Here is a 12935-nt window from a genome sequence, read left to right as displayed (position 1 = left end):
ATGGCGATGAGGATCGTGGCGCGGAGGGAGGGGCGCTGGTGGACAGTCGACATCCCAGAACTCGGGGTGGTGACCCAGGCCCGCCGTCTCGATCAGGTGCGCGCGATGGCCCGTGAGGCCGCCGCGTTGGCTCTCGATGTCGATGAGTCGTCGATCCGGGTCGATCTCGATATCGAGGTCGATGACGCGATACGCCTGTCGTGGGAAGCCGCACGAGACAAGGAGGCTCGTGCGCGTGCCGACGCCGCCGACGCCGCACGGTTGGCACGGAACGCGGTGACCGGGCTTCGTTCCCAGGGGCTGACACAGCGCGAGGCCGCCGAGGTGCTCGGCGTCTCCTACCAGCGGATTGCGCAACTGGAGAAGCGGGCCGGCTGATCTCCGCGCCGCGATCAGCGACGCCGTCCCCACGCGAGCAGGAGCCCGAGCATCAGCGCCGCGCCGTGGATATCGGCGACGACGGCCAGCGCCGCGCCCGTCGCGATCACCGCCGCGAGCACGAGCTCGCCGGTCGACCGGCCCGCCTGTTGCCGTATCCGGGCGACGCCGGCACCGACGAAGCCGAGCACGATGAGCGGCAGCCACGCGGTGGCGAGCAGCGCCCCGCACCACAGCGCCACGGCCGACGGCGCCCAGCGGGGGAGCCGCTCGTGGCGGTGCCAGGCCGCCACCGCGACCGCCCCCGTGAGCCCGCAGACCGCGATGGAATTTCCGCCTCCGATCGGCTGCCATAGCAGGGCAAGGAACTCGGTCGCGACCCCGACGGCGAGATACTGGACGATCCACCACCCCCGCGAGATCACCTGCTCCGCGATCGCGCCGATCAACGCGAGGAACAGCAGGTTCGATGCCAGGCCGGCGATCCCGCCGTCCTGGACGAGCAGCGCGGTGCCGAACCGCCACCACTGCCCGTGCAGCGCCGCCGGGCTGCGCTCGAGCGCGTCGAGCAGGGCCGGGTGGATCAGCTGCGCCACTCCCATCGCGGCGGTCACGGCGAAGACCGCCCCGGTGAGCCAGGGCCGTCGCCGACACCGGGTGGGCTCGGCCCGTCGCATCGACCCCTCATGCGCGATCGTCACATCACCGACACGATAGGCCTGGACGCCCGGGCGCGCGACGCCGTCCCCACGAGCGGCAGGGTCTATTCCACCGTGACCGACTTGGCCAGGTTGCGCGGCTGATCCACGTCGGTGCCGCGCTCGACCGCCATGTAGTAGGCGAAGAGCTGGGAGACGACGTTGAACACGAGCGGGGCGAGCAGATCCGCGGTCGTGGGTACCCGGATGACGGTCTCGGCCGGCAGCTCCCGGTCGACGTTTGTGACGACGATCGCGTGCGCCCCGCGCGCGTTCATCTCCACGAGCGCGCTCACGGACTTCTCCCGCAGCCAGTTGTCCTGGAGGTAGCAGACCTCGAAGAACGAGTCGTCGATCAGGGCGATCGGCCCGTGCTTGAGCTCGCCGGCGGCATACCCCTCGGCGTGGACGTACGTGACCTCCTTGAGCTTGAGCGCGCCCTCGAGCGCGATCGGGTAGAGCGTGTCGCGCCCCACGTAGAGCGCGTGGGAGTAGTCCGAGTACGTACGGACGACGTCCCTCACCTGCTCCTCGACGCTTGCCAGCGCCGCCTCGATCGCCTCGGGCAGGAGGGCGAACTCGTCGGTGTAGCGCACGAGATCCTGCCGGCTCATGCCCTTGGCCTGGGCGAGCGCGATGCCGAAGAGGGTGACCGCCGCGACCTGGGAGGTGAAGGCCTTCGTGCTCGCCACGGAGATCTCGGCGCCGACGTGGGTGTAGATGCCGCCGTCGACCTCGCGGGCGATCGTGGAGCCCACGACGTTGACGATGCCGATGCAGTGGACGCCGCGGCGCTGCAGCTCCTGCAGGCACGCGAGCGTGTCGGCGGTCTCGCCGGACTGGGAGACGATGAGCGCGACCGTGTTCTTCGGGGTGTGGAAGGAGCGGTAGCGCAGCTCGCTCGCGACCTCGGCGCGGATGGTGACGTCGTCGGTGAACTGCTCGATCAGGTACGCGGCCTCGAGGCCCGCGTAGTAGGCGGTGCCGCAGCCGACCACGATGATGTTGCGGATCGACCGGAGCTGGTCGTCGGTGAGGTTGAGCCCGCCGAGCTGGACCCGGTTCGTCTCCGGGTCGATGCGTCCGCGCAGGGTCGCGCGCAGGGCCTCGGGCTGCTCGTGGATCTCCTTGAGCAGGAAGTGGTCGTAGCCCTTCTTCTGGATCGAGGCGAGGTCGACCTGGAGTTTCTCGACCGCGGGTTCGAGCGGCTGGACGTCGACGTCGTAGAGGGCGATGCCGCCGCGGGTGCAGACGCCGATCTCGCCGTCCTGGAGGTAGACGACGCGGTCGGTGTGGCCCACGATCGCGGCGGCGTCGCTGGCCACGAAGGTCTCCTGCTCTCCCAGGCCCACGATGAGCGGGCTGCCGCGGCGGGCGACGACGATCTCATCGGGGTTCTCGTCGGACAGCAGCGCGAGGCCGTAGGTGCCGACGACCATCTTGAGCGCGCCGCTCACGGCCTCGAGCAGGGTGCCGTGCAGGGGGAGGAGCGCGTCGACGAGTGCGGCGAGCACCTCGCTGTCGGTCTCGCCGGCGAACGTGTATCCGCGTTCGGTGAGTACATCGGCGAGCTCGGCGTAGTTCTCGATGATCCCGTTGTGGATGAGGTAGACGCGGCCGACGTGATGCGGGTGGCTGTTGCGCTCGCTCGGCACGCCGTGGGTGGCCCAGCGGGTGTGCCCGATGCCGACCGTGTCCGCGGTGACGCGGGTCGCCACGGCATGCTCCAACTCGGCGACCTTGCCGACGGCGCGCACGAGGGTGACACGGGCGTCGTCGTCGATCGTCGCGATCCCGGCGCTGTCGTAGCCGCGGTACTCGAGCCGCTTGAGGCCGCTGGTGAGGATGGGCTGGGCGGGCCGGTGGCCGATGTATCCGACGATTCCGCACATGGAGGACCTCCTGGTCGGGGCGGGCCGGTCGGCCCGGGGTGCGGGAAAATCGTACGGCCGCGGGCGGCCCCGATGAAAACGGACGCGCGGGGTTTTCGTGGGAGGTGGGCCGAGCGCCGTCGGTGCGGGGGCCGATCCGCCGATGGATCAGCGGGTGACGAGCACCTTGACCTGGTGCCCAGCGGAGGCGGCCTCGAAGGCCTCGGCGGCATCGTCGAGACGGAATGTGGCGGTGATGAAGTCATCGGTCGATACGGTCCCGCTCGCAAGGATCTCCATGGCGGTTCGGTAGTCCTCGGGCAGATAGGTGGCGGACCCCTGAATGCGCAGTTGCTGATCCTGGATGAGCGGCAGCGGCACGGTCACGGAGGCCTCCGGAACGCCGACGACGACGACCGTGCCGGCCTTGAGTGCGATCTCGATCGCCTGATCGATCGTCGATTGGATCGCCACGCAGTCGAATACGACATCGGCGCTCTCTCCGAGCACCGACCGAACGCGGGTAGCGACATCGTCCTCGCGCGCATCGACGACGTCGTCGGCACCGAGCGCGAGTGCCAGCCGGCGCTTCTCGGGCAGGGGATCGGTCATGATGATCCGCGCGGCGCCGGCGTGCCGCGCTGCCTTGAGTACGAGGAGGCCGATCGTGCCCGCTCCGACGATGGCCACCGCCTTGCCGCGGAGATCGCCGGCGAGGCGAACGGCGTGCACGGGGGTCGAGAGGGGCTCGATGAGTGCGGCCTGCAGGTCGGTGAACTGTTCCGGTACCCGGTGGAGCCGGGTGGAGGCGACCGTGAAGTAGTCGGCCATGCCGCCCTGGTCCCAGCCGCATCCGAAGAACTGCAGATTCTCACAGAGATTGGACCGATCGGTACGGCACATCTTGCAGTTCCAGCACGGCAGGGTCGGCTCGACCGTGACCCGGTCGCCGACTTCGAAGGCCGTGACATCGGGACCAAGCGCATCGATCACCCCGACGACCTCGTGGCCGGGGTTGTAGGGCAGTGCCACGAACGGATGCCGTCCGGCAGCTGCGTGGGTGTCGGATCCGCATACCCCCGTGACAAGCATGCGCACGAGCACCTCGGCGTTGCTCGGCGCGGGGCGGGGAGTCTCGTCGATCCGGATTTCTCCGGGGGCGACGACCGTGACGCGGCGGATCATCTCGTTCATGTGGGGCCGGCCTTTCGGTGCTGGGCGAGTGCTCACGCTCTCGCAGGGTCGATGCGGGGTTATTTGATGGCGCCCATGGCGAGGCCGCGGACGAGGCGTTTCTGGGCGACCCAGCCGGCGATGATCACGGGGAGGACGGCCAGGGTGGCGGCGGCGGAGAGCGCGGCGAGGAATTGGCCGCGGCCGGAGACGAAGCTGCCGAGGAAGGGTGGGGTGGTGCGGGCGATGGTCGAGGTGAGCAGGTTCGCCAGGAAGTACTCGTTCCAGGCGAAGATGAAGCAGATCAGGGCCGCGGCGGCGATCCCGGGGGCCACGATCGGCACGACGATGCGTAGGAGCTCGGTGCGGAAGCGGGCGCCGTCGACCTGGGCGGCCTCGATGATCTCGGTGGGGACCTCGATGAGGAAGGACCGCATCATCCACACCGCCAGGGGCAGGTTCATGCCCACGTACAGGATCGACAGGGCGGTGATGTTGTCCAGGGCGCCGGCGGCCTGCAGGAGCATGTAGATCGGTATGACGGCCGCGGCGATCGGCAGGAACTTCGTGGAGATGAAGAAGAACAACACATCGGTCGAACGTTTGATCGGCCTGACCGAGAGCCCGTAGGCGGCCGGTACCGCCAGGACCATGACGATGATCGTGGACACGACCGAGGCCGAGACCGAGTTCGTCAGGTAGATCGCGAAGCCCCGGTCGAAGACCTTGGAGAAGTTCTCCAGGGTGAAATCGGCCAGGAACGTGGGCGGCATGGTCGCCGCATCACGCTCGGTCTTGAACGCGGTGAAGACCATCCACGCGATCGGGAAGAAGAACCCGGCCGTCAGCGCCCAGGTCAGCAGCGACAACCCGAACGAGCCGACCCGCCGGGCCAGCGGCTTATGCCGCTTGACGTTCTCGTGGGTTGTACGCGTGGGCGAGATCGAGGTCGACATCAGCGTGTTCCTTCCGTCTTGAACACCTTGAACAGGGTCCGCAGGGCCACCATCGCCACGATGATCGTCACGATGACCGAGAGCACCCCGTAGGCGGCGGCCTCCCCGATCTCCAGACCGACGAAGGCCCGCTCGTAGAGCAGGTACGACAGGGTCTTGGTGCCCCCGGTCCCGCGGGTCATGATCGCCACCGGGTCGAAGACCTGCAGCAGCAGGATCGCCCCGAGCAGGACCGCCAACTCCACGTACTGACGCAGGTGCGGGATCGTCATGTACAGGAACGTGCGCACCGGGCCCGCGCCATCGACCGCCGCGGCCTCGAGCACGTCACCGGGCTGGGACTGCAGGCCCGCGAGCAACAACAACATCATGAACGGGGTGTACTGCCAGATGAGCACGATCATGATCGTCACGATCGGATGATCGGTATTCCACGCCACCGGCGAGATCCCCACCAGTGAGAACGCCCAGTTCACCATCCCGACATTCGAATCGAGCAGCGCCCACTTCCAGACGAGCGCCGCGGCCGCCGGCATCATCAGGAACGGGGTGATCAGCAGCGTGCGCGCCAACCCCTGACCGATGAACCGGCGATCCAGGAGCAACGCCAACGCCATCCCGAACACGACCGCCACCGCCACACTCACCCCCACGATGAGCACCGTGGCCCACAACGAGGACAGAAACACCCCGCTGCCGAGCACGTTCGCGTAATTATCGAACCCCACGAACCGCTGCTCACCCGGACGCAGCAGATTCCACTCCCGGAACGAATAATAGATCGTCACCAGGAACGGCACCTGCGTGATCACGATCGCAGTGATCAAAGCCGGCCACACAAGCAACCGAGCCAAGCGGATTCCAGACCTCGCCCGGGCAGAAGAACCCACCCGGCGCGGCGATGCCTGCGGGGAGGCGGTGACCGTGACCATGACTCTCTCCTTCGAGTGCGTGGATCGATTCCGACCGATCCTTCGACGAGAGCGCGGTGCCCCACGTGTTCACGGGGCACCGCGCCGCGCTGCTATTTCTGTGCGTCGCCGGCCTTCTGGGCCAACTCTTGAACCTCGGCCAAGGCGTCGTCGACCGACTTTCGGCCCGCGTACACCTCGGCGAAGACCTGCGAGGCGCTATTTCCCAGGTCCTGCCACTCGGGGATCGTGATGAACTGAATCCCGACATAGGGCTGGGGGTTGACGCCCGGATGCTCCGGGTTCACGCTCAGCATCGTCTCTTTGGTGATATCCGCGAAGGCGCCGGCCGCCTCCTGATATTCCGGAATGTCGTAGGTCGACAGTCTCGCGCCGGGGGGCACGCGGCTCCAGCCGAGCTCATTGCCGACCAGGCTCGCATAGTCCTTGCCGGTCGCCCACTTGATGAACTCCCACGCGGCCTCCTGCTTCTGGGAGGTCTTGGGGATCGCGAGGTTCCACGACCACAGCCATCCGGACTCGTCGGTCTCGACCACCGGGGCGTGTACGTAGCCGACGTTCCCGGCCACCTCGCTCAGGTCGGGATCCTCGACGCTGCCGGCCGCGCTCGTGGCGTCGTACCAGAAGGCCGCCTTCCCCTGCGTGAACAGGTTGAGGCACTCGGTGAAGCCGTAGGAGACCGGATCCGCCTCGCCCGAATCCCGGATCGTCTCCGACCAGAAGGTGAGAGCCTTCCGGAATCCCTCCTGGTCCACCTGCGCGTTCCAGTCCATGTCGAACCAGGAGCCGCCGAAGGTGTTGACGACCGTGTTGAGGGAGGCGATTCCCTCGCCCCAGCCGGGCTTGCCGCGCAGGCAGATCCCGGCGTGGTCGTCGGTGTCGACCTGCTTTGCCATCGCCGCGACCTCCTGCCAGGTCGGGCGCTCGGGCACCGTGATCCCGGCCTCGGAGATGATGTCCCTGTTGTACATGAGGAAGGACGACTCGCCGTAGAACGGTGCCGCGTAGAGGTCGTCGTCGACGGAGACCGAGGTGCGAACCGGCGGGAAGAGGTCGTCGATGTCGTACTCGGCGTCGTCGTCGGCCCATTGCGACAGGTTGACGATCCAGTCGTTCTGTTGCCACAGCCGGACTTCGTAGGCACCGATCGTCAGGATGTCGTACTGCCCGCCCTGGGTCGCGATGTCCTTGGTCACCGCATCACGCAGGTCGTTCTCCTCCATCTGGATGAAGTTGACCTTGATGTCGGGGTGGTCCGCCTCGAACTCCCCCTTGAGCTGCTCCATGTCGACCATCTGCGGGTTGTTCACCGTGGCCAACGTGAGCTCCGTGATGGTGCCGCTGTCGGCCGAGCTGTCACCCGCACCGCCACCGGCACCGGAGCAGGCGGTCAGTGCCAGTGCGGACGCGAAGAGGGCTGTGCCCCAGGCCGCTGCCCGTGATGTATTCAATCGTGAACTCATGAAAACCTCTCTGTCCTCAACGTACGGGTCTGCCACGTAGCTCTGGGAGCCGTGGCATGTCACCGGTGTCACGACGGACTATACAGACGCATGTCACCGATGACAAGCATCGTTCGTCAAGGCTACGATCGGACCGCGGCATGGCTGGACCAGCATGTCGGCCTGCGAATGTTCGGCGGCGTCGAGGTGCCGGTCGAGTTCGTCCGTAGGTGATCTGATTCGTCATGCAATCGAGTGGAAGGACAGACAGATGGGCGACTTCGGTGGGCGGACAGTCCTGGTCACGGGCGCAAGCGGAGGGATCGGCGGTGAGATCGTGCGCCAGTTGTGTAGCGCCGGGGCCGCGGTGCTCGCCGCGGGGCCGGATGGCGACTCGCTCGAAGCGATCGTCGCGGACACAGGCGCCCGCCCGCTTCCGTTCGACCTCGAATCCGAGGACGCAGTCCGCGGAGCCATCGAAGGTGTCGACCTCTACGGCGTCGTGAACTGCGCCGGGTGGGGCGGAATCGTGTCGCCGACGACTGAGGCCGATGTCGACGTCTTCGACAGGGTCATGGGGATCAACGCCCGCGGGACGCTCCTCGTGACCAAGTACGCGTCGCGGGAGATGATCCGCCTCGGGGTCGGCGGCTCGATCGTCAACGTTTCGAGCCAGGCAGCGCTCGTTGCGCTCGACGGGCACGGCTCCTACGGTGCCTCGAAGGCCGCGATCGATGCGATCACCCGCGTGGCGGCACTGGAGCTCGGTGCGCATGGAATCAGGGTCAACAGCGTCAATCCGACCGTCGTGATGACCCCGATGTCGGCCGGCTACTGGGGGCGTCCTGAGATCGGAGGGCCATTCCTGGAAATGATGCCCTTGGGTCGATGGGCGACCGAGAAGGACATCGCTGCGCCGATCGTCTTCCTGCTCGGTGACGGGGCATCAATGATCTCCGGGGTGTGCCTACCGATCGATGGCGGCTACTGCAGCCGATGAGGGCACGTCGCCCATTGCCCGGGTTCGAGGTGCCTCGACTGCCATGCACGACGAACGCTCGATGAGCGACACCGCCAGCACGTTGGACTTCTTCACGCGTCGACCGGGGAACTCGAGACGCAGCATAATGCGTTCGGCCGCGAGACGGCCCAGTTGAGCAGGATCCTGATCGATGACGCTCAGTGGGGGGTCGAGGAGGTCGGCCATCGGGAAGTCGCCGAAGCCGACCATCGGAATGGGTGCCGACCGCATCGCGCGGACGAGCATCATCGAACTGCGTGCATTGGAGGAGAAGATCGCAGTCGGCGGATCCGGGAGGGATATGAGGCGGCTGAGCGTGGCGTTCGTTCGTGACTGATCGGAGACATGGACGGCCACCAGGTCGTCGTCTGTGCCTCCGAGGGCCTCGTCGTGCGCGCGGCGCCACCCCTGCAGCCGCTGCCGTTCGGTGGACAAGTGGATCATGTCGCCGATGTAGGCAATCCTCGTATGGCCGTGTTCGAGGAGGTGTCGCGTCGCGACGTAGGCGCCTTCCTCGTCATCGTCGGTGAACGAGTCCGCGTTGATCCCGATGGGAGTGCGGTCGACGAACACGATGCTGGTGTGTTGCTGCCAGCGCGCAAGCCATGAATGATCGGTGCCGACAGGGGCGATGACCAGCCCGGAGAGCTGTCGGCTCAGGAGTGTCTCGATCGTTGCACGTTCCTCGTCCGGGTCCTCCCCGAGGCTCGTCACCACGGTGGACATACCGTGCTCGCGCGCGACCCGGTCGACCGATCGGATGATGAGCGCGAAGTACGGATCGACGACATCCGGGACCGCGACCCCGAGAACGAGACTACGGCCGGCGCGGAAATTGGTCGCGAGCACGTTGGGCACGTAGTTGAGATCCTTCATGACCTTCTCCACGAGCGCTCGCGTCTCCGGCAGCACATGGGCGTCGCCGTTGAACACCCGCGATACCGTTTTCGCGCTCACGCCCGCATGAGCTGCGACATCGCGCATCGTCACCAATGGATTCCACCTCCGGATCGGGAACGCCGTCCTGTCGACTACCGTACCGGAGCCCGCACAGGCGCGACTCCCGCCTGCCTTTCCGGCGGGAGTCGCAGCGACTAGCCGATCATCCGATGACGCCGGCCAGTTCGCGAAGGCGCGGAAGGGCGCGCTCGGTGAGGAGCCGGCGACGGGTGAGTTCGTCGTGCGAGAGGCTGTCCTTCCACAAGGCCCGGCCGGCCATCGCCCCCGCGGCACCGTTGGCCATCGCGATGCGAACCTGCTCGATGAACGTGCTGTGGTCCACTCCGGCCGACAGGGCCGCCCACGGCGCCCCGTGGGCTGCACGGGTGACGTCGCGACACGCCTCGGCGGATCCCGGGTACTGAAGCTTCAGCACCTTTGCGCCGCACTCGACGGCGAGGCGGGCGCCGTCCGCGACCAGGCCCGGGAACCGGCGGGCGTAATCGGCGTCGCTCTCCCCCTCGAGTTGGTACGTGAGGAGTTCGACGATGAGGAGGACCCCCTCTCGCGTGCACGAGTCCGTGAGGTCTCGGATCTCGTCTGCCAGCCGCGACGTCGCGTCCTGGCGGTCGGGTCGCGAGTAGAAGAGCATCTTCGCGGCGTCACCGCCGAGGTCACGGACGGTTCGTGCCGTGACTCCGGGGACGTACCGTGTGTATCGGAGTCCGTCGACGGTCTCGAAGCCCGAGGCATCCATTCCGACGACCAGACCGGTGTCGCGGCCGAGGATGCCGTCGTCGACGATCGCGGGTAGCGCGACCTCCGGATCGAGCAGGACCGCGGGTGCGTTGTTGGCGAGGTCTCGAACGAGGTCGGCCTTGACGGTGGCCAGTTCGGCTGTCGTGATGGCGGATGGGCCTTCCGGAGCGTCGGGGATGGCGGCCTTCATACCGTTGCGTTGGTCGGCCGCCACGATGAGCAGGTTGCCATCGGCGGTCGAGATGCGTCGCATGGCGCGACGTTCGAGGACGTTCAACGGATTCGCCGTTGCAGTCTTCATGGGTATTCTCTCCAATTCACTGTGGGTCTAACGGAGGGTCGGTTCTGCGTAGGCAAGCCGCAGTGCGGTCCGGGCCGCGCCGAATGCCGTCTCCTGTTCGCGCGTCGAGACGGACATGTTCGGAAGAATGTGGTCGCGGGCGCGCTGGACGGCGCGCATGCTCGCCCAGCCGCCGGTCAGTGTGCTCGACTGGGCAGGCGGAAGCTCACGGTCCATCGTGGCGAGGAGGAGTGCGATCTCATCGTTGCTGTGCCTCAGAATCGCGGCGAATATCTCTGCCGGGTTCACGTCATCGGTGCGGATCGCGAGCTGGAGCACGCCGTCGTCATTGCGGGCGCCGGAGACCATGACGCCCCCGTCGGCCAGCGTGCCTCGGTAGGGCAGAGCCATGACGGCGTCGTCGAGGCGATCTCGGCCCGAACGGTCTGTGATGCCGGCGAGTTGCAATGCTCGACGCAGCAGCAGGCCCGTCTTGACCCCGGCAACCAGAACATGCTTGCCGGGGATGACGTGACGGACCTCGTTGATGAGATTCGCTGCGAGCCTGGAGCGGGCGTCGAAGCCGAGCGGGGTGTCGATGACGCGCACGAGGACTTCGGCGGTGCCCATCGATACGTGGTAGCGGTCGGAGTCCGCATCTTCGCCCGCCTGCATCGCTACGAGGTGATCGTGCCCGGCGACGGTCAATCGGGAGTCCGAGAACCGCGACGGCAGATCGGCGACTGCCCGCCCCCAGGCGTCCCCGGCCTCACGCAGGGGAGGGAGGAGCGCGGCCGTGGCTCCCAGCTCCTTGAGGATCTCCGGCCACGGCGCCCCCGTGTCCTGGTCGAGCAGGCCTGTGCGTGAGGTCAACGAGTACTCGAGCGCGACGTCACCTCCCAGTGACATCGCAACGAACTCAGGCAGATTGAGCCAGCGCAGTTCATCGAGTCGCAGGCCTTGATCGCGGAAATAGGCGAGCTTGGACACGGATACCTGAGCGCCGAGTGGAAGGCCCGTGCGACCGGAGAACTCATCGCGAATTCGCTCGGGGAACGGGGTCATCGGCTCCCGTGGATCGAACCAGGCGATCGCGGGCGTGACGGGCGAGCCCGCGCGGTCGATCAGGATTCCGGATTCGCCCATTCCTGCGATCGCGATCGACGACACTCGCGCGCGAGTCAGGGTTTCCAGACGCGCCGACGTCTTCTTCAGAAGCGCTCGGACTGCCGCGATGAGCCCGTCGGTAGTCATCTCGGTCGTGCCGGCGTTGCCGGCGCGCCACGGCGTGGCGATCTGCTCGCTCACGACCTCCTGGGCGGCTTCATCGACCACCAGCAGTTTGATCGATGTACTGCCGAGATCCAGGCCTGCCGCGAGGGCGTCGTGCCCAATTCTTCCGGTCGGCGATGAATCGGGCCCCAGGCACGTCGCCACAGCTCTCCCTCTCGTTGGTCTGGACAGATCCTGTTCAGTCGCACGATCTCAACCATGACACCGGTGACTTGATGTGTCCATCCTGGGTGTGCGCCAGTGTCGTGTCAAGTCCGCGAGTATCGACGCCGCGCGTGACTCGCGGGTCGGACCCGCACCTTGTAGCATTCCGCGTGACATCGGTGTCACTTCTCCGATGTCACGCCGTGCCCGGCAAGGGGCTCGGCCTGTCGACAGCGAGAGGATTTCCGATGACGGACTTCAACGGCCGGACGATTCTGGTGACGGGTGCGACCGGAGGGATCGGTGGCGAGATCGTGCGTCGGCTGCAGGCAGCGAACGCCGATGTGATCGGTGCAGGTCGGGACCCGGAGAAGCTCGCGGTCCTCGCCGATGAGACCGGTGCCCGCACTGCGCAGTTCGAGCTGACGTCCGAGGATGAGGTCGCGGGTGCTCTTGCGGGGTTGGAGCCGTGGGGAGTGGTCAACTGCGGCGGCTTCGGCGGCGAGATCGCGACGCCGATGGATACCGACATGGAGGTCTTCGACCGTGTCATGGCGATCAACGCTCGGGGAACCATGCTTGTCACCAAGCACGCCGCTCGTGCGATGGTCCGGCTCGGGCGGGGCGGCTCGATCGTCAACGTCTCCAGCCAGGCCTCACTCGTGGCGCTGCCGGGGCATGTCTCCTATGCGGCCTCCAAGGCGGCCATGGACAGCCTGACGAGGGTCAGTGCGCTGGAGCTCGGCCCGTACAACATCCGTGTCAACAGCGTCCACCCGACCGTCGTGATGACAGAGATGTCGGCCTTCTACTGGAGCCGCCCCGAGATCGGCGGGGCGTATCTCGAGCAGATGCCGCTCGGGCGCTGGGCAACCGAGGCCGAGATCGCCGAGCCTGTTGTCTTTCTGCTCAGTGACGGCGCGTCGATGATCACGGGGGCGCACCTGCCCATCGACGGCGGCTTCACCTGTCGCTGAGGCCACCGTCGATGAGTGTCGGCCCGATGTCGAACTCGGGCCGACACGCGACGAGTCGCGGGACACGGTCGA

The 12935-nt window shown here is 67.0% G+C and carries 12 protein-coding genes; 3 read left to right on the top strand and 9 right to left on the bottom strand.

What is annotated here, in order from left to right; translation table 11 throughout:
• A complete protein-coding gene (locus GCE65_RS09120; RefSeq protein WP_152910457.1) occupies nt 1-378 on the top strand; it encodes a helix-turn-helix domain-containing protein in 378 nt (125 codons plus the stop codon).
• Between the two features lie 14 nt (nt 379-392).
• Here GCE65_RS09120 and GCE65_RS09115 read toward each other — a convergent pair whose 3' ends face one another.
• From GCE65_RS09115 to GCE65_RS09090, 6 genes are all read right to left on the bottom strand, one after another.
• Complete coding sequence (locus GCE65_RS09115) at nt 393-1079, bottom strand: rhomboid family intramembrane serine protease (protein WP_153878158.1); 687 nt, start codon at nt 1077-1079, stop codon at nt 393-395.
• Between the two features lie 62 nt (nt 1080-1141).
• A complete protein-coding gene (gene glmS / locus GCE65_RS09110) occupies nt 1142-2968 on the bottom strand; it encodes a glutamine--fructose-6-phosphate transaminase (isomerizing) (protein ID WP_153878157.1) in 1827 nt (608 codons plus the stop codon).
• A 147-nt stretch (nt 2969-3115) separates the two neighbouring features.
• Complete coding sequence (locus GCE65_RS09105; protein WP_228759868.1) at nt 3116-4141, bottom strand: zinc-binding dehydrogenase; 1026 nt, start codon at nt 4139-4141, stop codon at nt 3116-3118.
• A 59-nt stretch (nt 4142-4200) separates the two neighbouring features.
• Nucleotides 4201-5076: a carbohydrate ABC transporter permease gene (locus GCE65_RS09100; protein ID WP_153878156.1), complete on the bottom strand. Its 876-nt coding sequence runs from the start codon at nt 5074-5076 to the stop codon at nt 4201-4203.
• A complete protein-coding gene (locus GCE65_RS09095) occupies nt 5076-5888 on the bottom strand; it encodes a carbohydrate ABC transporter permease (RefSeq protein WP_228759867.1) in 813 nt (270 codons plus the stop codon). Before GCE65_RS09095 ends, GCE65_RS09100 begins: the two co-directional genes overlap by 1 nt.
• 212 nt (nt 5889-6100) lie before the next feature.
• Nucleotides 6101-7471: an ABC transporter substrate-binding protein gene (locus GCE65_RS09090; protein WP_152818483.1), complete on the bottom strand. Its 1371-nt coding sequence runs from the start codon at nt 7469-7471 to the stop codon at nt 6101-6103.
• 250 nt (nt 7472-7721) lie between these two features.
• Between GCE65_RS09090 and GCE65_RS09085 the strand changes: the two genes are divergently transcribed.
• On the top strand, nt 7722-8450 hold the full coding sequence (locus tag GCE65_RS09085; RefSeq protein ID WP_152818484.1) for an SDR family oxidoreductase: 729 nt from the start codon (nt 7722-7724) through the stop codon (nt 8448-8450).
• Here the strand turns inward: GCE65_RS09085 and GCE65_RS09080 are convergent.
• From GCE65_RS09080 to GCE65_RS09070, 3 genes are all read right to left on the bottom strand, one after another.
• On the bottom strand, nt 8418-9455 hold the full coding sequence (locus tag GCE65_RS09080; RefSeq protein WP_152818641.1) for a LacI family DNA-binding transcriptional regulator: 1038 nt from the start codon (nt 9453-9455) through the stop codon (nt 8418-8420). The genes GCE65_RS09085 and GCE65_RS09080 overlap by 33 nt on opposite strands.
• 118 nt (nt 9456-9573) lie before the next feature.
• A complete protein-coding gene (locus tag GCE65_RS09075) occupies nt 9574-10470 on the bottom strand; it encodes a hypothetical protein (RefSeq protein ID WP_227993450.1) in 897 nt (298 codons plus the stop codon).
• Between the two features lie 27 nt (nt 10471-10497).
• On the bottom strand, nt 10498-11886 hold the full coding sequence (locus tag GCE65_RS09070; RefSeq protein ID WP_228759866.1) for an FGGY family carbohydrate kinase: 1389 nt from the start codon (nt 11884-11886) through the stop codon (nt 10498-10500).
• 248 nt (nt 11887-12134) lie between these two features.
• Here GCE65_RS09070 and GCE65_RS09065 point away from each other — a divergent pair, with 248 nt between their 5' ends.
• Nucleotides 12135-12863, top strand: coding sequence for an SDR family oxidoreductase (locus GCE65_RS09065; RefSeq protein ID WP_153878154.1), 729 nt, complete (start codon nt 12135-12137; stop codon nt 12861-12863).
• Nucleotides 12864-12935: the final 72 nt, after the last annotated feature.

This window comes from Pseudactinotalea sp. HY158 (assembly GCF_009660225.1).
Classification (GTDB): domain Bacteria; phylum Actinomycetota; class Actinomycetes; order Actinomycetales; family Beutenbergiaceae; genus HY158.
The sequence above is the reverse complement of the archived record's forward strand: the minus strand, read 5'-3'. Positions and strand labels throughout refer to the sequence as shown.